21 protein-coding genes are annotated in these 21,641 nt (G+C 67.4%); 12 read left to right on the top strand and 9 right to left on the bottom strand.

The window, feature by feature from the left end:
• The first annotated feature begins 41 nt into the window (after nucleotides 1-41).
• The 5 genes from gcvH to TVNIR_RS04960 all read left to right on the top strand — a co-directional run bounded on the left by gcvH (nucleotide 42) and on the right by TVNIR_RS04960 (nucleotide 4,143).
• Nucleotides 42-434, top strand: a complete 393-nt coding sequence (gene gcvH / locus TVNIR_RS04945; RefSeq protein ID WP_015257889.1) for a glycine cleavage system protein GcvH — start codon at nucleotides 42-44, stop codon at nucleotides 432-434.
• Nucleotides 435-567: 133 nt separating this feature from the next.
• Nucleotides 568-1,929 (top strand): aminomethyl-transferring glycine dehydrogenase subunit GcvPA, encoded by a 1,362-nt coding sequence (gene gcvPA / locus TVNIR_RS04950; RefSeq protein WP_015257890.1) that lies wholly within the window; start codon nucleotides 568-570, stop codon nucleotides 1,927-1,929.
• A gap of 33 nt (nucleotides 1,930-1,962) precedes the next feature.
• Entirely contained in the window at nucleotides 1,963-2,103 is a 141-nt protein-coding gene (locus tag TVNIR_RS19650) for a hypothetical protein (protein ID WP_015257891.1), read from the top strand.
• Between the two features lie 32 nt (nucleotides 2,104-2,135).
• Nucleotides 2,136-3,656, top strand: coding sequence for an aminomethyl-transferring glycine dehydrogenase subunit GcvPB (gene gcvPB / locus TVNIR_RS04955; protein ID WP_015257892.1), 1,521 nt, complete (start codon nucleotides 2,136-2,138; stop codon nucleotides 3,654-3,656).
• Between the two features lie 127 nt (nucleotides 3,657-3,783).
• A complete protein-coding gene (locus tag TVNIR_RS04960; RefSeq protein WP_015257893.1) occupies nucleotides 3,784-4,143 on the top strand; it encodes a diacylglycerol kinase in 360 nt (119 codons plus the stop codon).
• A 191-nt stretch (nucleotides 4,144-4,334) separates the two neighbouring features.
• Here TVNIR_RS04960 and TVNIR_RS04965 read toward each other — a convergent pair whose 3' ends face one another.
• On the bottom strand, nucleotides 4,335-5,576 hold the full coding sequence (locus tag TVNIR_RS04965) for a zinc ABC transporter substrate-binding protein (RefSeq protein ID WP_043739344.1): 1,242 nt from the start codon (nucleotides 5,574-5,576) through the stop codon (nucleotides 4,335-4,337).
• Between the two features lie 83 nt (nucleotides 5,577-5,659).
• Between TVNIR_RS04965 and TVNIR_RS04970 the strand changes: the two genes are divergently transcribed.
• Both TVNIR_RS04970 and znuB read left to right on the top strand, forming a co-directional pair.
• Nucleotides 5,660-6,475 carry an ATP-binding cassette domain-containing protein gene (locus tag TVNIR_RS04970; RefSeq protein WP_043739347.1) on the top strand — a complete coding sequence of 272 codons (816 nt, stop codon included), beginning with the start codon at nucleotides 5,660-5,662 and terminating at the stop codon, nucleotides 6,473-6,475.
• Nucleotides 6,465-7,277 (top strand): zinc ABC transporter permease subunit ZnuB, encoded by an 813-nt coding sequence (gene znuB, locus TVNIR_RS04975; RefSeq protein WP_015257896.1) that lies wholly within the window; start codon nucleotides 6,465-6,467, stop codon nucleotides 7,275-7,277. The genes TVNIR_RS04970 and znuB overlap by 11 nt, the downstream gene beginning before the upstream one ends.
• 535 nt (nucleotides 7,278-7,812) lie before the next feature.
• On the opposite strand, the gene TVNIR_RS04980 is transcribed toward znuB, so the two are convergent.
• The 4 genes from TVNIR_RS04980 to lgt all read right to left on the bottom strand — a co-directional run bounded on the left by TVNIR_RS04980 (nucleotide 7,813) and on the right by lgt (nucleotide 10,537).
• On the bottom strand, nucleotides 7,813-8,262 hold the full coding sequence (locus tag TVNIR_RS04980) for a bacteriohemerythrin (protein ID WP_157092194.1): 450 nt from the start codon (nucleotides 8,260-8,262) through the stop codon (nucleotides 7,813-7,815).
• Nucleotides 8,263-8,409: 147 nt separating this feature from the next.
• Entirely contained in the window at nucleotides 8,410-8,916 is a 507-nt protein-coding gene (locus TVNIR_RS04985) for a dihydrofolate reductase (protein WP_015257898.1), read from the bottom strand.
• Complete coding sequence (locus TVNIR_RS04990) at nucleotides 8,913-9,743, bottom strand: thymidylate synthase (RefSeq protein WP_015257899.1); 831 nt, start codon at nucleotides 9,741-9,743, stop codon at nucleotides 8,913-8,915. Before TVNIR_RS04990 ends, TVNIR_RS04985 begins: the two co-directional genes overlap by 4 nt.
• Nucleotides 9,740-10,537 (bottom strand): prolipoprotein diacylglyceryl transferase, encoded by a 798-nt coding sequence (lgt, locus tag TVNIR_RS04995; RefSeq protein ID WP_015257900.1) that lies wholly within the window; start codon nucleotides 10,535-10,537, stop codon nucleotides 9,740-9,742. The genes TVNIR_RS04990 and lgt overlap by 4 nt, the downstream gene beginning before the upstream one ends.
• A gap of 94 nt (nucleotides 10,538-10,631) precedes the next feature.
• Here lgt and TVNIR_RS05000 point away from each other — a divergent pair, with 94 nt between their 5' ends.
• The 4 genes from TVNIR_RS05000 (at nucleotide 10,632) to TVNIR_RS05015 (ending at nucleotide 15,957) form a co-directional block, all read left to right on the top strand.
• Nucleotides 10,632-12,665: a thioredoxin domain-containing protein gene (locus tag TVNIR_RS05000; protein ID WP_015257901.1), complete on the top strand. Its 2,034-nt coding sequence runs from the start codon at nucleotides 10,632-10,634 to the stop codon at nucleotides 12,663-12,665.
• Nucleotides 12,666-12,751: 86 nt separating this feature from the next.
• Entirely contained in the window at nucleotides 12,752-13,108 is a 357-nt protein-coding gene (locus TVNIR_RS05005; protein WP_015257902.1) for a rhodanese-like domain-containing protein, read from the top strand.
• A gap of 312 nt (nucleotides 13,109-13,420) precedes the next feature.
• Nucleotides 13,421-14,842 carry a hypothetical protein gene (locus tag TVNIR_RS05010; RefSeq protein WP_015257903.1) on the top strand — a complete coding sequence of 474 codons (1,422 nt, stop codon included), beginning with the start codon at nucleotides 13,421-13,423 and terminating at the stop codon, nucleotides 14,840-14,842.
• 314 nt (nucleotides 14,843-15,156) lie between these two features.
• Nucleotides 15,157-15,957 (top strand): lysophospholipid acyltransferase family protein, encoded by an 801-nt coding sequence (locus tag TVNIR_RS05015; RefSeq protein ID WP_043739349.1) that lies wholly within the window; start codon nucleotides 15,157-15,159, stop codon nucleotides 15,955-15,957.
• 208 nt (nucleotides 15,958-16,165) lie between these two features.
• Here the strand turns inward: TVNIR_RS05015 and TVNIR_RS05020 are convergent, their stop codons facing one another.
• From TVNIR_RS05020 to TVNIR_RS05035, 4 genes are read right to left on the bottom strand one after another with little or no spacing between them, the layout of a single operon-like run.
• A complete protein-coding gene (locus TVNIR_RS05020; protein WP_015257905.1) occupies nucleotides 16,166-16,636 on the bottom strand; it encodes a CopD family protein in 471 nt (156 codons plus the stop codon).
• A 22-nt stretch (nucleotides 16,637-16,658) separates the two neighbouring features.
• Nucleotides 16,659-18,386 carry an NAD-binding protein gene (locus TVNIR_RS05025; RefSeq protein WP_015257906.1) on the bottom strand — a complete coding sequence of 576 codons (1,728 nt, stop codon included), beginning with the start codon at nucleotides 18,384-18,386 and terminating at the stop codon, nucleotides 16,659-16,661.
• 7 nt (nucleotides 18,387-18,393) lie between these two features.
• On the bottom strand, nucleotides 18,394-18,777 hold the full coding sequence (locus TVNIR_RS05030) for a DUF6394 family protein (RefSeq protein WP_006748045.1): 384 nt from the start codon (nucleotides 18,775-18,777) through the stop codon (nucleotides 18,394-18,396).
• Between the two features lie 13 nt (nucleotides 18,778-18,790).
• Complete coding sequence (locus tag TVNIR_RS05035; protein ID WP_015257907.1) at nucleotides 18,791-20,821, bottom strand: site-specific recombinase; 2,031 nt, start codon at nucleotides 20,819-20,821, stop codon at nucleotides 18,791-18,793.
• A 218-nt stretch (nucleotides 20,822-21,039) separates the two neighbouring features.
• Between TVNIR_RS05035 and TVNIR_RS05040 the strand changes: the two genes are divergently transcribed.
• Nucleotides 21,040-21,531, top strand: a complete 492-nt coding sequence (locus TVNIR_RS05040) for a DsrE family protein (RefSeq protein ID WP_006748047.1) — start codon at nucleotides 21,040-21,042, stop codon at nucleotides 21,529-21,531.
• The last annotated feature ends 110 nt before the right edge of the window (nucleotides 21,532-21,641 follow it).

Genomic DNA, 21,641 nt, shown 5'->3' on the forward strand with positions numbered 1-21,641 from the left:
GGCCGGGACCGCAACTGTTCAAGCTACCCGAGGAATTCGAGATGACCGAAACCAGAACGAATCTGAAATACAGCAAGAGCCACGAGTGGGTGCGCCAGGAGGAGGACGGTTCGCTGACCGTCGGGATCACCGATCACGCACAAACGCTGCTGGGCGACCTGGTGTTCGTGGAAGCGCCGGAACCGGGTTCGCAGGTGCAGGCCGGTGAACCCTGCGCGACCGTCGAGTCGGTGAAGGCCGCATCCGATGTCTACGCACCGGTGTCCGGCGAGGTGGTGGCAGTCAACGAGGAACTGACCGACAGCCCGGAACGGGTCAACGAATCGCCGTTCGAAGAGGGCTGGCTGTTTCGGGTCCAGCCCACCGATCCTGCCGGCCTCGATGCACTGCTGGACGCCGACGCCTATGCCGAACTGGTAGCCAGCGAGGAATGAACCTGCCGTCCCGCGGTCCGGCCCCGGATCCGCAGCGCTGCGACCCGACGCGCACCCGGGCGCCGGGTGCTGCATCCGCGGGCTGCCCCGGGCGTGTCTGAACCGACCCCCGAATCTGCCCGAGAAACTGCCCATGCCTTTCATCCCGCACACCGAAGACGATACCCGCCAGATGCTGGAACATATCGGCGTGGCGTCGATCGACAACCTGTTCGACGAGATCCCCGCGGAATTGCGGGCCCCACCGTTGTCCGGAATCCCCGAGGGCATGGCGGAAATGGAGATCGCGCGACTGATGCGGGATCGGGCCGGGCGCGACGGCATGCCGCTGAGCTTCATCGGCGCCGGCGCCTACGAGCACCATATCCCGGCAGCCGTCTGGCAGATCGCGACGCGCGGGGAGTTCTACAGCGCCTATACCCCGTACCAGGCGGAGGCCTCGCAGGGCACGCTGCAGCTGATCTACGAGTACCAGACGATGATCAGCCGGCTGACCGGCATGGAAGTGTCGAATGCGTCGCTGTACGACGGGGCGTCGGCGCTGGCCGAAGCCGTGCTGATGGCGGTGCGCATCAACCGGCGCTCGAAGAGCAACCGGGTGCTGGTGCCGGGTGCGCTGCATCCGGCCTACCGCGCGGTCGTGCGTGCGATTGTCGGGAACCAGGGCATTGAACTCACCGAACTGCCCTGGGACGAGCGCCACGGTGGCATTGATCCCGAGCGGTTGGCGGGGTTCGAGCAGGACGACATCACCGCGCTGGTGATTGCGCAGCCCAATTTCTTCGGAGTACTCGAGGACGTCGACGACCTGACCCGCTGGGCCGAGGCCCGCGGCGTGCCGGTGATCGCGGTGGTCAACCCGGTGTCGCTGGCCCTGCTCAAAGCGCCCGGCGAGTGGGGTGACCGCGGCGCCGACATCGTGGTGGGTGAGGGTCAGCCGCTCGGAGCGCCGCTGTCCAGCGGCGGCCCGTACTTCGGCTTCATGACCACACGTCGCGAGCACATCCGCCAGATGCCCGGGCGCATCGTGGGTCGCACCGAGGATGCCGACGGCCGTCCCGGCTTCGTGCTGACGCTGCAGGCGCGTGAGCAGCACATCCGCCGCTCGAAGGCCACCTCGAACATCTGCACCAACCAGGGGCTGGTGGTCACCGCAGCGACGATCCACATGGCCCTGCTGGGTGACGCGGGGCTGACCCGGGTCGCCGAGGCCTGCTGGACCCACACCCGCGCGCTCGGCGAGCGCCTGGCGGAAGTGGGAATCCGGCCCCGCTTCGAGGGCCACCATTTCCACGAGCGGGTGTTCGATTTCGGTCCGGACGCGACGGGTATCCTCGCGCGCATGGCGGGCGAGGGCGTGCTGGGCGGGTATGCGCTGGAACACGACTATCCCGACCTGCGCGGCTGCGTGCTGGCCTGTGCGACCGAAACCAAGACCGACGCCGATTTTGACCGGCTCGCGGCGGCTGCGGCACGCGCGACCGGGGCCGTATGATGCTGTCCGCACCCATCCCATTGGAACGCCGCGATGGCCGCCGAAGTGCCCCTGAAGGGCGACGCCAGCGATGCCAGCGGCGCCCTGCCGGTCGTCGGCACATCGGCCGCCGGGACGGTCGATGATCCGCCGCCAGCCGACGGGCTCGTCCTTTCGATACACGGCTTCCCGTGACCGTCGGGAACCATCACACCGGAATCTGTCGCATGACCCAGTATGACTCCAGCCTGATCTTCGATCGCTCGCGCGCGGGGCGGGCCGCCACTGCCCAGGCACCGCGCAGCACCGGGGTAGACACCGGAATTCCGGACACCCTGCGCCGGCAGTCCCCGGCCGGGCTTCCAGCCGTTTCCGAGATGGACGTGGTACGGCACTACACGCGGCTGTCGCAGAAGAACTTCTCGATCGACACTCAGTTCTACCCGCTGGGTTCGTGCACGATGAAATACAACCCGCGTGCCTGCAACAGCCTCGCGATGCTGCCCGAGTTCCTGCACCGGCACCCGCTGGCGCCGCCGGAGCACAGCCAGGGCTTTCTGCAGACGATGTTCGAGCTGCAGGAGATGCTGCGCGAGGTGACCGGAATGAACGGGGTGTCGCTGACGCCGATGGCCGGTGCGCAGGGCGAGTTCGCCGGCGTGGCGATGATCCGAGCCTACCACCGCGCGCGCGGTGACGATGCCCGCAGCGAGATCATCGTGCCCGATGCCGCCCACGGCACCAATCCGGCGACCGCGATCATGTGTGGCTACCGGGTACGCGAGATCCCGACCGATGCCAGCGGCGACGTCGATCTCGACGCATTGCGCGACGCGGTCGGGCCGCAGACCGCTGGGATCATGCTGACGAACCCGTCGACGCTCGGGGTGTTCGAACGGCACATCCACGAGATCGCGGCGATCGTTCACGATGCCGGGGGGCTGCTGTACTACGATGGCGCCAACCTGAACGCGATCCTCGGCAAGGTGCGTCCCGGCGATATGGGCTTCGACGTGATCCACATGAACCTGCACAAGACCTTCTCGACGCCGCATGGCGGAGGTGGGCCGGGTGCCGGTGCGGTGGGTGTGAGCACCCGGCTGCTGCCGTTCCTGCCGGTGCCGGTCGTGATTCGCGACGACGCGGGTATCTACCGTCAGGGCCTGGAGGACGCGTTCCCGGAGAGCATCGGGCGGCTGTCCGCGTTCGCCGGGAACGCGGGAGTGCTGCTGCGCGCGTACGTGTACATGCGCATGCTCGGGCGCGAAGGCATGATCCGCGTCGCCGAGTACTCGACGCTGAACGCGAACTACCTGATGGCGGAGCTGCAGCGCGCGGGCTTCGATCTCGCGTTTCCCGAACGGCGCGCGACCCACGAGTTCATCGTCACCCTGAAGCGGCAGGCGAGGGAGACCGGCCTGACCGCGATGGACATGGCCAAGCGCCTGCTCGATCACGACTACCACGCGCCGACCACGTATTTCCCGCTGTTGGTGCCCGAGTGCCTGCTGATCGAACCCACCGAGACCGAATCCCGGGAGACGCTGGATGGCTTCGTCGCCGCGATGGTCGCGGTGCTCGACGAGTCCCGGGTGGACATCGACGCCATCAAGGGGGCCCCGCACCGGCTGCCGAATCGGCGTTTCAACGAGGTCGCAGCCGCGAAGCGCCTGGACGTGGTTTACCAGGTTGGCGAGGAACAGGCCTCGGAGGAGGCTGCCCGCCCGCGAACGGGTACCGACGCCTGAGTTCTGCTCCGGCGGCTGTCATCGGGGCGTAACGCGGTCGGGCTGCAGGCGCGCTATGCTGTGGCTTTTGACTGCGGGGTGTCTTGCCTCGCAGTGGGCAGGGCAGGGCAGGGGACGGAATCGGCGCATGGCGTACGGCAATCATCGTGGGTGGGTCCGCATCCTCCGGGCTTTCGGCTACTCCTGGAACGGCCTTCGCTCGGCGTTCCGCCACGAAGAGGCGTTCCGGCAGGAACTGCTGCTGTGTCTGGTGCTGGTCCCGGCGGCCTTTCTGCTGACCGATGTCGGTGTGGAGCGCGCGCTGCTGCTCGGCAGCCTGATCCTGATCCTGATCGTGGAACTGCTCAACTCGGGGATCGAGGCGGCGATCGATCGTTTCGGGGGCGAACTGCACGCGCTTTCCGCAAGAGCCAAGGACATGGGTTCCGCCGCGGTGTTGCTCAGTTTCGTGAATGCGGTGGTCGTCTGGTTGCTCGTCGTGTTGTAACAGAGACAAGGCGCAGCGCGTTCCGCGGTGGTGAACGCTAAGGATCCCTTCGGCAGGTTGTGCCGCAGGCACGACAACGCGGCGGTCGGGAAAGGCCCGACGTCCCCGGGGCAGCCTCGATGGCCGGGCCGCCCCGGCCCCGGGTGTCGTGCCTCCTGCCCAGCGTCGGCCCGGCCTACGCCGCTTCCGGCTCAGGAGGCAGGGGCTTCGAGGCAGCGGCTCATGTCGTCCCCGAGCTGGCGCATCAACTGGAACCAGGCGTCCGGACCCGGCTCGAGCGTGCTCCCCAGTGGATCGAGTTCACCGAGGCGCGTGGGGCGGCCCTCGACCAGCATGCGTGCCAGCGCCGGTCGGAACTGTGGCTCGGTGAACAGGCAGACGACGTCATCTTCGGCGATCCGGTTCTGCAGTTCCTGGACCCTGCGAGCCCCGGGCGACTGCGCCGGATCCAGGGTGATCGATCCGGCCGCGCGGAGTCCATAGTGGTGTTCGAAGTACTGGTAGGCATCGTGGAACACGATGAATGCCCGGTCACGGGCGGGCTCGAGCTGTGCGCGCAGGTCCGAATCCAGCGCGTCGATCCGGTCCAGCAGGCGGTCGCGGTTGCGTTCGAAGGCCTGTGCATTGGCCGGATCCCAGGTCGCCAGTTCACGGGCCAGGCCGATCGCGATCCGTCGGACGTTCTCCGGTGACAGCCAGACATGCGCATCCATTTCCCCGTGCCCATGGTCGTGGTGCCCATGGTCATGGTGCCCATGGTCGTGGTGCTCATGGTCGTGGTGCTCATGGTCGTGGTGCCCATGGTCGTGGTGCTCATGGTCGTGGTGCTCATGGTCGTGGTGCTCATGGTCGTGGTGCTCATGGTCGTGGTGCTCATGGTCGTGGTGCTCATGGTCGTGGTGCTCATGGTCGTGGTGCCCATGGTCGTGGTGCCCATGGTCGTGGTGCCCATGGTCGTGGTGCCCATGGTCGTGGTGCTCATGGTCGTGGTGCTCATGGTCGTGGTGCCCATGGTCGTGGTGCCCATGGTCGTGGTGCCCATGGTCGTGTGCGTGTGCCTCCCAGACCCCGCCTTCGCGGGTGGGCAGCAACGCGAGCTCCAGATCCTCCATCAGGGTGATCACCTTGCGCCCTTCGCGCGGTCCGGCGAGCGCACGTTCGAGGAAGGTCTCGAGGTCGGGACCGACCCAGACCACCAGGTCCGCGTTCTGCAGCCTCCGTGCCTCTGACGGGCGCATGGCATAGCCGTGCGGCGAGGCGGTTGCCGGCATCAGCAGCTCAGAGTCGTGCACACCGTCGACGAGTGCCTCGACCAGACTGTGTACCGGTAGAATGGATGCAACTACGGTCCGTGTCTCGGCCTGAACTGTCGATGTGGCCAGCGCGATTGCGAACACGATGGCCCCGATTCCCGGGAGTTTGCCGATTTGCATGCTGTAGGGTCTCCATCGATGGGGTTGTGGGAAGGTGCACGCCGACCCGCGACGGCGCACAGAAAACGTTATACTATATCAATATGAGCCAGGCTAGCCGGTACGCGCGAACGGGACCGATTTCCGAGGGCACCCCTCTGATCGAAGGCGTCGCGCTCAGCTTGGAACGCACAGGTCGATCCATTCTGGACCACGTCTCCCTGACCGTCCGCAGCGGCGAGGTGGTGGTGGTGATCGGTCCCAATGGCGCGGGCAAGACCAGCCTGCTGCGGGTGCTGCTCGGTCTCTGGCCTGCCACCGGCGGCCGGGTGGTACGCCGTCGCGGGATCCGGATCGGCTACATGCCGCAGCGGGTGCAACTGGACCCCATCCTTCCATTGTCGGTGCGCCGCTTCCTGACGCTCCGCCATCGTGCGCCGCTGGTCCGTCTGCGCGAGGTGTTGCGGCAGGTCGGCGTACACGGTCTGCTCGATGCACCGGTGCAGACGCTTTCCGGAGGCGAGATGCAGCGGGTGCTTCTGGCTCGGGCACTGCTCTCCGATCCGGATCTGCTCGTTCTGGACGAGCCGGCGCAGGGGGTGGACGTGGTTGGGCAGGGGGAGGTGTTCGACCTGATCGACCGTCTGCGCAAGGCGACCGGATGCGGGGTGCTGATGGTCTCGCACGAGTTGCACCTGGTGATGGGCGCCGCCGACGTGGTGGTCTGCGTCAATCAGCATGTCTGCTGCACCGGAAGGCCGGAGGAAGTCAGCCGGCATCCCGAGTACCAGCGCCTGTTCCCCGATGCAAGCGTGCGCGGAATTGGTATCTATACCCACCATCACAACCACGTGCACGATCTTGCCGGCGAGGTGCACCCGGTGGACCGATCCGAAGAGGGGCCCGATCGTGCTCGATGATTTCCTGACCCGGGCGATCCTCGCGGGTGTGATGGTCGCCGTCGTTGCGGGGCCGCTGGGTGCCTTCGTGGTCTGGCGCCGGATGGCGTATTTCGGCGATACCGTCTCCCACTCGGCCTTGCTGGGGGTTGCACTGGGCTTCCTGCTGGGGCTGAACCTGAACCTGCTGGTGACGCTGGTTTGCGTCGCAGTGGCCGTGATCCTGGTGTTTCTCCAGCGGCGGCAGGAACTGGCATCGGATACGCTGCTGGGGATCCTGGCCCACAGTGCGCTGTCGCTCGGCCTGGTGGCCGTCGCGTTCGTCGAGGGCCTGCGGGTCGACCTGATGGCCTATCTGTTCGGTGACATCCTGGCGGTGAGCCGCGGAGATCTGCTCGCCATCGCCATCGGCGGGTTGCTGGCGCTGGTACTCTTGTTGTCGTTGTGGCGCCCGCTGCTCGCGATCACCGTGCACGAGGAACTCGCGCGGGTGGAAGGTGTGCCGGTCCTGCCGGTACGGCTCGGCCTGATGTTGCTGATCGCGCTGGTGATCGCCAGCGCGATGCAGGTGGTTGGGGTACTGCTGATCACGTCGTTGATGATCATCCCCGCCGCTACCGCACGGCGTTTCGCGCGTACTCCCGAGCAGATGGCGCTGTTCGCCGCCGGTTTCGGTGTGCTGGCCGTACTGGCTGGGATCTGGGGTTCGTTCGCGCATGATACGCCCACCGGCCCCAGCATCGTGGTGGCGGCGATGCTGGCCTTCGTCGTGCTGAACTTTCTGCCGGGGGGCATCCGTTGGCGGGGGCCGAAGGCGAGTTAGCGTGAAAATACGCCGCCCTAGAATCGTATGTCTCTGATTTATAATCGTAGTTTCATCCTTCGGGGTGCCTCGCGGCCGAGGGCATGACAGTTAGCGTGAAAATACAGCCACGGAAGAACACGGACAACACGGAAAATGACGGGTATTCAATATCTTGCTCAATTTCCGCGTGCTTCCGTGTCCGATTTTCATCCTTCGGGGTGCCTCACCCCCGAAGACATGATCGTTAGCGTGAAAGAACCCGCGTCGCGTTCCGGGTGTCCCGTAGGGCGGAATAGCGCAGCGTCATCCGCCACACGGCGTTCGCAGTGCCCAGGCGCCCGCAGCATCCCCAACGCCGGCTGGCGGCTGACGGCTTTCGGCCTCTTCCGCGCCAGCACGTCTTTCATCGTCGGGGAGACGCCCGCGGCATGGGCGGTAGGCGACTCGCGGGCGATCGTGCCCGGTTGACATGGTTCGCCGCCCGCCGCTTCGTCCTTGCAGCGGCAACAAAGGCGCTCCCCGCGGTGGGAAGCGGGGGTCGGTGCGGGCGGCCTCAGGTATCGCCGACCAGTTTCCGGAACGGGTCGTCAGGCGGGGCGGCGTCGCGGAGCCATTCGCGCACGGTCGGCCCGAAGTCCACGTCATCGTGGCGAATGTGTTCGACGACCCAGGGACCAAGGGTGTCCACCAACTCCTCGGCTTCCGCGGGGGACGCGGCATTGAGGCGGGCGCGATAATCGTCGAGTTCCGCCAGGATCTCTCGATGGGTCTGGCGATGTTCCTCCAACCCCGCGAAGTCGATCATCTCCAGCACCCGTTCCTCGAACTCGAAGTGCTGGTGCACGCAGTCGGCCAGCGCGTCCATCGCTTCCCGAACCTGTTTTGAAGAGCCGGAGGATGCTGCCGCGCCCAGCCGGTTCACGTGGTCGATCATCACGCGATGCTGGGCGTCGAGTTCCGGAATGTGGGTGTCGAGCTCGTCGGACCAGGCCAGGTAGGGCATCTCCGTCTCCTTGCGGCGAGCCACCGGGCGAGCTGCCCGTTTCGCCACATCGGCAGGGTAGAACATCGGGCGCCGGAAGGTCACGCGGCCGTCGGGTTCTCGGCCGCAGGGTGCCTTCCCGTCCGCAGCAGTATTGAGACTCGCTGTTCAGGCGCTGCGTTCCAGGCGCTGGAACGTGAAGCCGCTGGAGTGGCGCTCGTCCGGAGGGTGGTCCTCCTCCCAGACCAGCGTCCAGTCGTCGCCGAACGCCGGGAACCGGACGTCCCCCGGATGGCGGTCGTGGACCCGGGTCAGGTGCAGCACTGCGGCGCGGGGCAGCGCCGCCTTGAAGAGTTCCGCACCGCCGATGACGAACACGCGGCCGGAGTCCGCCGCTGCCAGGGCTTCCTCGAAGGCCGCAAAGACCTCCACCCCCGGGGCGGCCCATCCGGGCTGGCGGGTCAACACCAGGTTGCGCCGGTCGGGCAGTGGCCGACCGATGGATTCGTGGGTGCGGCGCCCCATCACCACGGTGTGGCCGGTGGTCAAGCGCCGGAAATGGCGCAGATCGTCGGGCAGGTGCCAGGGGAGCGCATTGTCGCGCCCGATCACCCGGTCCGGATCCATCGCGACGATGATCTCCAGTCTCGGATCGATCCCATCTGGATCCCTCATATCGCGATCGGTGCACGTATCGCGGGATGGCTCCGGTAGTTCTCCAGCCGGAAGTCCTCGAACTGGAATGCGAACAGGTCGCGGACCTCGGGGTTCAGATGCAGGGTCGGCGGCGGCAGCGGTGCCCGTTCGAGGAGTTCGCGCACCTGCTCGAAGTGGTTCAGGTACAGGTGCGCATCGCCCAGCGTGTGCACGAAGTCGCCCGGCGCTAGATCGGTCACCTGCGCCAGCATCAGAGTCAGCAATGCGTAGGAGGCGATGTTGAACGGAAGGCCCAGAAACACGTCCGCGCTGCGCTGGTAGAGCTGGCAGGACAGCCGGCCCTCGGCCACGTAGAACTGGAACAGCGTGTGGCACGGAGCCAGCGCCATCCGGCCCGCGCGCACGTTTTGCTGCGGCGTGTGGGCCTCGTCTGGCAGGTCGGCGATGTTCCAGGCCGACACCAGCATCCGCCTGGAATGGGGTCGCAGGCGCAGCTGCTCGACCAGTTCCGCGAGCTGGTCCACGACGCCGTCCCGGGTCGGCCAGCGGCGCCATTGTGCCCCGTAGATCGGACCCAGGCCGCCGTCGTCGGTGGCCCATTCATCCCAGATGTGCACGCCGTGACGGTGCAGGTAGTCCAGGCGCGTGTCGCCGCGAATGAACCACAGCAACTCGTGGATCACCGACTTCAGGTGGGTGCGCTTGGTGGTGACCAGCGGAAATCCCGCCGCAAGGTCGAAGCGCATCTGGTGGCCGAACACGGAGCGCGTGCCGGTGCCGGTGCGGTCGGGCCGATCCACGCCATGGTCCATGATATGGCGGACCAGATCCAGATACGGCTTCATGCCGTGGCCCTTTGTCCGGGGGTTCGGCGCGACCAGAGGATCAGCGCCAGCCCGATGAGGATCAGCGGCGCCGACAGGGCCTGTCCCATGGTCAACCAGCCGAACGCGAGATACCCGATGTGGGCGTCCGGCACCCGGACGAACTCGACCAGGAACCGGAAGCTTCCGTATAGCGCCAGGAACAGCCCCGAGATCAGGCCGGTCGGCCGCGGTTTGCGCGACACCAACCAGAGCACGGTGAACAGAACCAGGCCTTCCAGGAAGGCCTGGTAGAGTTGCGACGGGTGGCGTGGCAGGTAGTCCGCGGCCGGGAAGACCATCGCCCAGGGCAGGTCTGTGGGCTTGCCCCAGAGCTCGCCATTGATCCAGTTTCCGATCCGCCCGGCGCCGAGGCCGATCGGAATCAGCGGTGCGACGAAGTCGCCGAGCCGCAGGAACGACACGCCGAGACGGTGGGCGTACCAGGCGACCGCCAGCAGTACCCCGATCAGGCCGCCGTGAAAGGCCATGCCGCCCTCCCACAGCCGCAACAGCATCAGCGGGTCCTGCAGGAAGCCGTCGAAGTTGTAGATGAATACGTGACCCAGACGCCCGCCGACGATTACGCCCAGCACGCCCCAGAACAGCAGGTCGCCGACCTGGTGGGGCGTCAGCAGGGAATCCGGGCGTCGAGCACGGCGGGTGCCCAGCCACCAGAAGGCGAGGAAGCCGACCAGGTACATCAGCCCGTACCAGTGGAGCCGGAACGGACCCAGGGTGATCGCGACCGGATCGATAAACGGGTGGACGGGCATGGGCGCTTGCGATGGCTGGTGGAACGTCGCAGTCTAAACCGAACCTGCGCCGAAGGCGATCCGTTTTTCGCACCAGACGACCCGGAGGAGCCCCATGAACCGCCTGGCCCGGGCCAGCAGCCCTTACCTGCAGCAGCATGCGGACAACCCGGTGGATTGGTATCCCTGGGGCGAGGAGGCGCTGCGTACGGCGCGCGACGAGCAGCGGCCGATCCTGCTCTCGATCGGGTACTCGGCCTGCCACTGGTGCCATGTGATGGCGCACGAGTCGTTCGAGGATCCGGGAACCGCGCGGGTGATGAACGCGCGCTACGTGAACATCAAGGTCGATCGCGAAGAACGGCCGGATCTGGACCGGATCTACCAGAATGCGCACATGCTGCTGACCCGGCGTCCGGGCGGCTGGCCGCTGACCGTGATTCTGACCCCGGACCAGGTGCCCTTTTTCGCCGGAACGTATTTTCCGGACCGCGCCCGCCACGGCCTTCCCGCGTTCGTCGACGTGCTCGAGCGTGTCGCCGATTTCCTGCAGGAACATCCCGAGCAGATCGCCGAGCAGAACGCTGCGCTGCAGCAGGCGATGACGCGAATGTACAACCCCGAAGGCGGCACGATTCCCGACGCCGGCCTGCTAGACCGGGCGCGCGCGGAGCTGAGGCACCACTACGACCCGGAGTACGGCGGCTTCGGCGGCGCGCCCAAGTTTCCCCATCCGGCGACCCTGGAATGGCTTGCCTGGCATGCGACGCGTCACGGTGACGCCGAAGCCGGGGCGATGCTGGAGCAGACGCTGACTGCGATGGCCCGCGGGGGGGTGTTCGACCAGATCGGCGGCGGCTTCTACCGCTACTCGGTCGACGCGCAGTGGATGATCCCGCACTTCGAGAAGATGCTCTACGACAACGGACCGCTCTTGGATCTGTACGCGCGGCAAGCGGTGCAGGACGATGCCCGTGCCCGGCGTGTGGCCAACCAGACCGTGGGTTGGCTGCTTCGCGAGATGCACGATCGCTCCGGCGCGTTCCATTCGAGCCTCGATGCCGATTCCGAGGGGGAGGAAGGCCGCTTCTACGTCTGGGAACGCGCGAAGGTGCAGGGGCTGCTGGAACCCGAGCAGTGGCGCCTGGCCAGCCGGGTCTGGGGCCTCGATCACCCGCCGAACTTCGAGGGCCGCTGGCACCTGCGCGAGGCCGAGGAACCGGACGCGGCCGCGGCGGCGCTCGATCTGGCACCCGACACCGCGCAGGCGCTGCTGCAGGCGGCTCGGGAGCGACTGCTCGAGGCGCGCGAACGGCGCGAGCGTCCGCACCGCGACGACAAGATCCTGGGTGCCTGGAACGCGCTGATGATCTCGGGCCTGGTACGTGCCGGGGAAGCGCTGGACGAGCCGGAATGGCTGGACCATGCCGAAACCGCGCTGCAGGCGGTGCGAAGGCTGTTGTGGCGGGACGGCCGGCTGTATGCGAGCTACCGCGAAGGGGCGGACACCCCGATGCCGCGCGCCTGCCTGGACGATCACGCGCTGCTGCTGGCGGCCTGCCTCGACCTGCTGCGCGTACGCTGGCGTGCCGAGTGGCTGGACTGGGCGGTGACACTGGCCGACGGGCTGTTGGGCGACTTCGCCGATCTTGCGCACGGCGGTTTCTACTACACGGCAGTCGACCACGAGGCGCTGATCCAGCGCCCGAAGGTATACGCGGACGACGCAATCGCCGCCGGCAACGGCGTTGCCGCGCAGGCCTTGCTGCAGCTCGGATACCTGCTGGTCGAACCGCGTTACCTCGACGCGGTCGAGCGCACGCTCACCAATGCCGGCCCGATGATGGAGGAGTCCCCGCTCGGACACATGAGCCTCCTGCGGGCACTCGATCTGCACCGCGATCCGCCGCCGCTGGTGATCCTGCGCGGGCCCGATGCGGTGACCGCCAGCTGGCAACGTGCGATCCGAGAGCGGCGGCCGCCGGCATGGACGTTCGCGCTGCCCACGAACGGGCAGGGCCTGCCGCCGGCGCTGGCGGGGAAGTGCGGCCATCCCACCGCGCCCGACCGGGTGGTCGCCTACCTCTGTCGGGGCACGGCCTGCGCACCGCCGGAGTACGATCTGGAGTCGCTGTTGGCGGCACTGTGACGACCCGGTCCCGACCTTCCAGGCCCGCGAAGGCCCGCAGAACCCTGGCGGACCTGGTTACCGAGGCCCGCGCGCGGATCCGCGAGATGACGCCCGGCGATCTGCACGCAGCCATCGAGGCCGGCGAGCCCTGGCTGGTCGTGGACGTGCGCGAACCCTACGAGTACCGGCGCCTGCACGTTCCGGGGTCGCTGCTGATCCCCCGGGGCCTGCTGGAGGGGGCGGCCGAACCCGGCAGCCGCCATCGGATCCGGGCGCTGAGCGAGGCACGGAATCGTCCGGTGGCGCTGCTGTGCGCGACCGGAGCCCGCTCGGCACTCGCGGCGGTGGTGCTCGAGGAGATGGGTTTTTCCGACGTGGTGAACGTCGCCGGTGGTATCCGGCTCTGGGATGCCGAAGAGCTGCCCACCGAGACCGGACCGTATACCGGCCCGTTGCCCTGACCGGAGGTCACCCCGGTGCCGGGCCTTGTCCGTCCGGGATCGGACCACCGCGCAAGCGCTGGTGCATCTCTTTGCTGGCCAATCGCTGTCAAACCGTTCGTTCAGCGCTACGATCGGCGATACTCGCGCGGGTCGGCCGGTCGCGGTCGTCGCCGGGGACCGCAGGCGGGGCATGCTGGCGCGGCCAAATGGGCGCGAAGACCGCCAGCGAAGGACGTTGGCAGCCGACCGGCAGATACGAAAGGAAGAAAAAAGATGCGTATGCGGCCTGGCGCGGATCCTGGAACCGCGAAGCTTCGGCACAGGAAATTCTTGATCGGCCTGCTCGTCCTGGCGTCTCTGCCGGCGGTGGCTGCACTGTGGTTGGGATTCTCCGGCGGATTCTTCGGAACCCGCGGTCCCGGAATTTTCGAAGCCATCGTGGCTGGAGTCGTGGTGATCGGGCTGGCAGCGGGGTTCGTGGGTTGGCGGGCTCGGCAGGCGGCACGCGCTACGCGCAGCGCCGTGGAACGGCGCTATCCCGGCCAGCCGTGGATGTGGCGCGCGGACTGGGCAAGCAGGCGCATTCGGCACAGCGACAAGAGTGGGCTCGGCCTCTGGGTGGCGGCGCTGATCTGGAACGCGGTCGCGTTTCCGGCTACGTACTTGGTCGTTCGCGAAGGGCTCGAAACCGGCGAGTGGGCAGCACTGTTCATCCTGGTGTTCCCGCTGATCGGGTTGTTTCTGCTGGGCGGTGCAGTCCACGTCACGTTGAGCTACCTGCGCTATGGCGTCTCGACCTTCGAGCTGGGTGCGCCGCCAGGGGGAATCGGCGGCAGCCTGCAGGGGCAGGTGCATACCCGGCTGAAACTGCAGCCCGGTGAACGGGTGACCCTGCGCCTGGTGAACTACCAGCGCACCACCGAGCGCTCGGGCAAGGAGCGCCGAACCCACTACCGGAAGCTGTGGGAGCAGGATCGCGAACTCGGTACCGAGGAACTGTCGCGAGGGCGCGAGGGCGGGGTCGTGATCCCGGTGGATTTCCCGATTCCACACGACGGACAGCCGACCACGGTCTTCGGTTCCGAAGACGGCACCCTCTGGCGCGTCGAGGTCGCTGCGTCAGTGCCTGGTGTCGATTATCACGCCCACTTCGATGTTCCGGTGTTTGTTACCGAGACGCGACGGGCGTCCGACTCGCGGCAGGGCGAATCGCGCGAAGAGCGCGAACCCGCCTTCGATCCGGCCGCGGCGCTGGATTTGCGCATCATGGCCTCGGATGCGGGCGCCACCGAATACTACTGGGCCCCCGGCAGGGCCAGACGGGCAGCGATGGTGATGACCGTCGTCACGCTGCTGGTGTTCGCGGGCTACGGCTACAGCCAGGTCCCCGGAAGCGTGATCGCCGCATCCTCGCTGTGGGGATGGCTATTCCCCCTGGTGCTGACGCTGATCACGCTGCAGATGTGGACGGCTTCGACTCGGCTGGTGATCGAGCCGGGACGCGTGCTGGTCCGGAACCGGTTCGCGGGGTTGGGTCGCTGGCGGGAGTACGCCCCCGAAGATATCGCCCGGGTCGAACCCGTGATCGCCCCCTCGCCGGAAACCCCGTATTTCTACCTGCGCCTGTGGCTCGGCGACGGTCGTCGGGTCAAACTCGGGTGGATGAACAGCCCGGCGACCCGCGACGCGCATGCCGAAGCCCAGTGGCTGACCGACGACATCCGCGCCAAGCTGAAGGCCGCGGCACGCTGAGGGCGGGCACGCCCAGCGCCGAGGCCGGTCGGGTGCCGGGCGTGGTGCGCGACGGCACAACTCGGGGTGGTGCCTCCCCGGTCCGCCCGCCGGCAGCGTAGGTCGTGCTGGCAGGGCACAGCATGGTCGGGGATTGGGGCCGGGGCAGGCGCCGGAGGGCGATCGCGTGCGGTGCCTTGCGGGCATTGGCAAGTCCGCGAGCGATCATGCGCGGGTCGCCGTATTGGGTTCATCATGTGGGTGTCACGACGCCCGTGCAGCGTTACCATCGACACTTCCTGCGCGGGCCGATTCCGGCCGCCACCGGGGGATCCATGGCGAGCAAGCTGCGGGGCAGTTACAGGCTGCTCAGAATCTTTGTGTACCTGCTGTACGGGCTCTGGCTGAGCCTGCGATACGGGTTCGGCCCGGCGGGCGAGGCGCGGATGGCGGAGGTCCGGTGGCGGTGGTACCGGCGCGCGATGGAACTCGCCGGGGTCGAGATCCGCGTCGATGGACGGCCGCCGGACGGTCCGGCACTGGTGGTGTCCAACCACGTGTCCTGGCTGGACATCCCGGTGCTGGGTGCAGTGATGGACGTGCGGTTCCTTTCGAAGGCGGAAGTCGCCCGGTGGCCGTTGATCGGCTGGCTGGCCCGCCGCAACGGTACCCTGTTCATCCATCGCGGCGCACACCATGCCTCGCAGATCGTGCGGGACATGTCCGAGGCACTGTCCCGCGGCCAGCGCGTGGTGCTGTTTCCCGAGGCCACCACCTCGACCGGTGCCGAGGTGCGGCGCTTTCATCCGCGCCTGTTTGCGGCGGCGGTGGCAACCGGTACCCCGGTGCAGCCGGTGGCGCTCGAGCATGAACGCGGCGCCGACGGCTCCCCGCCAGCGGCGGCCTTTGTGGATGGAGAATGGTTCCTGGTCCACGCGTGGCGGATCCTCTGCCGGCCGCGCACGGTAGTGCAGGTTCATCTGTTGCCCCCGCTGCCCGTCACCGAACACTCGACCCGGCGCGAACTGGCGGACGCGGCGAGGTGTGTGGTGCTTGCCGCTCTCGGGCTGCCGGGCGATGGCAGCGCTGCCGCCACCGGCTCCGCGCGCGCAGGCGACCGGCAGCGTACGGGCTGAGTGCCCGCGAAGCCACCCCTGGCCCGCGTTGCCGTCGCCCGGCGTTGCGCCTGCGCCGTTGCCGGAATCCCGGGTCTTATGCGCAGTACCGGCGGCGCGCACGGATCAGTGCGCGCTACGCCGTGTCCGGCGGGTTCAGGGGTACCCTCGCGATGGTGCTGGGCGTGGATGCGAGCCCTGACGGATCCGCCGCCAGGCGTGGTGGGCGCTACCAGTACCGCCCGCCGGTGCCCAGCGCGATGGTGATCAGGCCGAGCACCAGGTTGATCCCGATGAACATCCGGATCTGCCCGAGCCGGCGCCCGGCCTCGGGCCAGTCCTGCGCGGCGATGGCCTTGCGCATGCGCCGGTACGGAGCGAAGTAGATATGGGCGAAGATCGCCATCATCACCAGTCCGAGCAGCAGCATCCAGTGCACATGGGCGCCGACATTCCCCATGCCGCCGTACACCCCGAAAATCAACCAGAAGCCGGTCGCCAGCAGGATCACGACGATGCCCCATACCCAGGGGAAGAACCGGGCGAAGCTGTTCTGCCAGAGCGTGGTGCGCTCCGGTACCGCGAGCAGCTTGGCGGCTGCCGGGCGTACCGCCATGTAGGCGAAAAACATGCCGCCGACCCAGACGGCGGCCGACAGGGCGTGCAGGCCGACCATCACGCTGATGAGTACGCTGGACATCTCGGATAACTCCCAGGTTGATTCAGGAAGGCGGTAAGGTACCACCCGCCCCGGGCCTTGGGGTACTGCCCAGACGGCGCCATAGCCAGCCCTGTGGGCGGTCACGGCCGGTCAGCAGGAATTCGAGAGCATGCGGGTCCTGGAGTTCGCGGGCGATGCGGGCCGCCGACTCGCCGCGGCCGCAGAACAGGATTTCATCGTCTTCGCCGAGGGTCTCGCTGTCTTGGGGCGCCAGCAGCGGCTGCCGGTCCGCGCCCCGGCGCAGCATCAGCGCCAGGCAGGGCAGGCGGCGCTCGCGCTGGTGCGGGTGGGACAGCAATTCGCCCAGCGTGACCGGCGCCGTCCGCAGCCGTTCCAGCAGTGCCGGAGCCGTGTCCCGGTCCAGGCGCACCGCCCAGACCGCCGGTACTCTTTCACCGGTGACGGCGCCGATTCGGCTGATCAGTTCGTTCGCCCAGTCGCTGTCCTGATCTCGCGATCGGCGCAGAAACAGCGGCAGCAGCGGCGAGGTCAGGTGCGACAGGATCGCCTCGGCGATGGTCTCGCTGTGCCGCATCACCAGGTCGAGCTCGGCCGCGGCAAACAGCGCCCCGTTGCCGTCGGAATTCTGGCGGCCGACCATGAACAGCTCGGGGCTCAGATCGCGCGCGGTCATCAGGATCGACAGGTTGTTGGTATCGCTGTTGGTGCCGGCAACGATGCCGGCGGCGCTTGCCACTCCGGCCTCACGCAGGGTCTCGGCTTCGGTGCCGCGCCCCTGCACACAGTCCTCGGCGCAGCCGGTGCCTTCGTGGTCCGCCTCCACCACGACCACTTCGACCTGCTCCCCGGAGAGTCCCGCGTGCACCGCCTTGCCGAAGCGGCCGAAGCCGCAGAGGATCCAGCGCCCGCGCGGCGGATACAGCGGCATCGGCAGATCGCTGCCCGGTACGCTGCTGAGCCACTGATGCAGCAAATGATGCGCCGGGGAGTGCAGTGCCAGCGCCAGCCGGTCTCCGAAGGTGTGGAAGGGGTTGATCACCTGGTCGGTGCCGAAGGACTGCATGTTCCGCTCGGTGTCGGCGCTTTCCGCGCGGCAGATCACCGGCAGCATGGGATTCAGCAGCTTTACCGTGATCGCGATCTTCAGGTTCGCCTCATCGCTGTCGGTGAGCGCGACCACGCCCTGGCAGAGTGGATTGGAAAGCCCCGCCGACTGCAGCCGGGCTGACACGCTGGCGTCGGCGATCAGGCCTGGGACGAAGATGTCGGTGTCCGAAAGCGCGAGGTCGTTGAGGCAGTCCGGGTTGCGGTCGATCACCACCACGCGCTTGCGCCGGCGCAGCAGTGCCCGGACCAGCAGCGATCCGGTGTCGCCGTACCCGCAGACGATGAAAAATGGTTCGCGCAGTCGGCGGATGCTGCGGTCGAAGGTCTGCTGCGAGACGGCGAGCTTGAAGGTCGGATCCTGCACCAGGGTCAGGATTTTCCCGATCGCGTACAGCCAGGCGATCACCGAGAGGTAGACGGTGACCGTGGTCCACATCCGCTGCGCTTCGCTGAAGGCATGCGGAATCTCGCCGAAGCCGATGGTGGTGGCCATGTAGCTGACGAAGTAGAACGCATGGAAGAAGTCCATGCGCCAGGGCTCTCCCTGATCGTCGATTCCCGGGATCAGCACCAGTCCCGTGACCGAGATGCTGTAGGCCGCGGTGAGCGCGAGCAGCGGCGCGCGCATCCGCCGCAGGAACAACGACAGCACCTTGTCCATGGCGGGCTCAGCGGCGCAGCACGATGGTGTCTGCGATCAGCAACACGACCGAGATGACATTCGCGATCATCGCGCCCGCGGCCAGCGAGACGATGCTGGCCATCATCATCGCGTCGAGGCCGGTGGCGCTGATGTTCACCGCGTAGCCCCAAACGACCGCGGCCGCGAAGAGCTGCAGGATCGCCACCAGCGATGTCGCCAGCAGCAGCGCACCGGTCTGCGTGCGGTCGCCGAACTTGAGCAGCGTGGCGACGAGATTCACCACGATCGCGGCAAACAGCTCGTAGACGTTGTGGTGTGCGGGGTTGTCGATCTCGCCCAGCACGAAGCCGAAATTCAGCGTCAGCGCCAGAATGATGAAGAATCCGAAAATCACCTTCTCGAGGTTCATGATGGCTCCCGTTTCAGTCCTGGCGGTCTTTCCCCGACGCGTCGCTCGCTTCCCGCACCTGGGCCGGCGGCAGCAGGAATTCCCGCGGGCGTTCGCGGATGCGACGCGCGTAGGCCTTCAGCACCCGGTCCAGTGCGCCAATGCGGGTGCCGCGGGCCTTCAGCGCGACATACAGCGCGAGCCCGAAGCTGACCCAGAGGTTCACCGCACCGATCAGCAGCACCAGCACCAGATAGAACAGCCATTCGAACACACCCGGCATCTGCACTGCGGTGGCATAGCCCAGGTTCGCCGAGGCGAATGCGACGTGGCGGATGTCCAGAGGCAGGCTGAGCAGGTAGCCGATGTAGCCGGTTACGCCGAGCAGCACCCCGAACAAGAAGTTGCCGAACAGCGCGCCATAGTTGTGCGCCACGAAGTTGGCCAGGCGGTCGCGCCTGCGCTCGGACAGGAGCCGGCGCAGCAGCGGATGGCCGCGCAGTCGATCGGGGAGTTCCAGGTAGGCGCAGCGGTTGTCGAAGAATCCCGAGATCAGGCCGGCGACGAACAGCCATACCCCCGCGATTGCCGCATGGAACAGGGCGAGACCGGCCACGGGACTCAATTGATGGAGCTGGTATTCGACGCCCTGGGGTGTCAGCACGGGCGATCCCAGTGCCAGGGCGTAGAGCCACCCGACCAGAACCGCCACCGGCAATGCGATGCTCACGTTCCCCAGCACCGCGATGAACTGCGAGCGGCCCACCTGGATCAGCAGGTCGGCCAGCTTCGCCGGGCTGGCGGTGCCGCGGTCGCTTTCTTCGATCGCGGCGGCGAGGCGCGCGGCGGTCATCGCCGGCTGCTTGGTGGCGACCGTGAAATGCAGGATGTGAATCAGAACGAATCCCAGGCCGTAGTTCATGCTGACCCAGAAGGTTTGGGCCCCGGCGGCGAGATCGAGCGCCTCGACCTGGATCTTGATCAGCGCCATCAGCGCGATGATCAGGCCCGCGCCTGCGCCCGAACGGAACATCTCCAGGTACTCGGCGCGGTTCTGGGTGATGTAGTGCTCGCCGGTCTCGCTGGCCCGCTGGGTCACGCTGCGCGAGAGCAGACCGATGTTTTCCTGCCACAGGGTGCGCACGCTGTAGCGGCGGGTGTTGGCGGCGACCAATTCCCGGAACAGGGTCGCCCAGGCGCTGCGGGCAGCCGTCGGGTCGCTCGGGTCGAGCATGTCCAGCAGCCGTTCGATGCGTGCGAGCGTCTGATCCAGCCGCTCGAGCAAGTGAGTCAGCGAGACGCTGCTGCCGCGGGTGACTGCACGGCGGCGCAGGCGGGCGATCTGTTCCCGACACTGGTCGAGTAGCACCCGGGCATGGCGGTCGTCGTGGCGTGCCAGCGAGGGGTCGGTGAGCCAGGCGCGGTACGCCTCGATGAAACGGCCGAGTTCCCGCTGCTGTGCCACGAACGCGGAGTTGCGTTCGGCGATCGACGGATCGAGACGCAGCAGCTCGGGCTCCAGTTCCTCCGCGGCGATCCACATCGAGAGCATCTCGAGGGCGTAGAGGATCTCGTCACGCGCTCGCTGGAGCACGACCGGATGCTCTTCCGCGCCGCAGCCAAGTGCCTCGAACAGCCGCCACCAGGCATCGTCGGGAAGCGCGGACACCCAGTCCGCGTCGCTGGGCTGGTGAAACACATACGCGAGCACGTCCTTCAGGTCGCGGCGCTCCATCGGCCTGGGGTTCACCCGCTCGTACATCCGCTCGACGAGTTCTCGCAGGAAACCGCGACGGGAGAACAGGCCGATGCCCGTGTAGAGGGTCAGGTGTCGGGCTGATTCCAGACCCTGCTCGAGGCGTTCGCGCAGCACTTGGCGCCGTCCGGGATCCGCGCGCAGGGCGACCACGAGCTCCTCGATCCGCGCGATTACCGGGGCTGCGAGGTGGCGCTGGTGCGGCGCAGGGCGCAGCCAGTCCACCAGCAGCCGGAGGGTGTCGGCGAGATCCCTGCCCTCGTCATCGGCGAGCCTGGCCAGCACGGAATCCGCGGTCGTGGTATCCATGATCCTCGTCGTGGTTGCAGAAGCCTGCGATCGGCTGGGCGGGTAGTCTGATTATAGGTGCCGCCGCGCCGGACCAGGATCGGGAATGCGGGGATTCGTTGCGGCGTCGACAGGCTGTACCCACACGCCAGGGAACCGGGGTCCGGTGCAGACCATGTGTCGTGGCATTCGCGGGCCCGTGGCGGGGGACCGAGCAACCCAACACGCAGGAGGACGCTATGTGGCAGGCAACACGCTGGTTTCTGGGAACGATGCTGGTACTGGGGCTGGGGACCCCCTCTCTGCAGGCCGGCGAGGGGCAGGCGCCCTGGGGCCAGGCGAGTGCCGAAGCGATCGAGTACGCACCCCAGAAGGTCGTGTACGACGTGGCCGAGGGTGACCCCGATCGATTCGAGCGGATTCTCGACCGGGTCAGCTTTCTGAACAATGTCTACGAGGCCGATCCGTTCGATGCCTCGATCGTGCTGGTGCTGCACGGCGACGAGATCCGCTTTTTCGGTATCGAGAACTACGGCGAGTACGGGGAGCTGATGCGCCGCGCGCAGAGCCTGACGCAGGCGGGACCGATCGAGTTCCGGATATGCCGCGCAGCGGCGCGCGCGCGAGGCTTCGAGCCGGAGGACATGCACGGCTTCGTGCGCGTGGTGCCGATGGCCGACGCGGAGATCATTCGGCTGCAGCAGGAGGAAGGGCATGTGTTCATGCGCTGATCGGGGTCTGCGATCCGACCTGCGCGGGGGCGTTCCGGCTTTAATGACAGCCACGGAAGAACACGGAAACCACGGAAGATGAAACGGATCCAACCCTGTTGGTATCTGTC

Origin of the sequence: Thioalkalivibrio nitratireducens DSM 14787 (assembly GCF_000321415.2) — a bacterium.
In the GTDB taxonomy this organism is placed as follows: Bacteria; Pseudomonadota; Gammaproteobacteria; order Ectothiorhodospirales; family Ectothiorhodospiraceae; genus Thioalkalivibrio; species Thioalkalivibrio nitratireducens.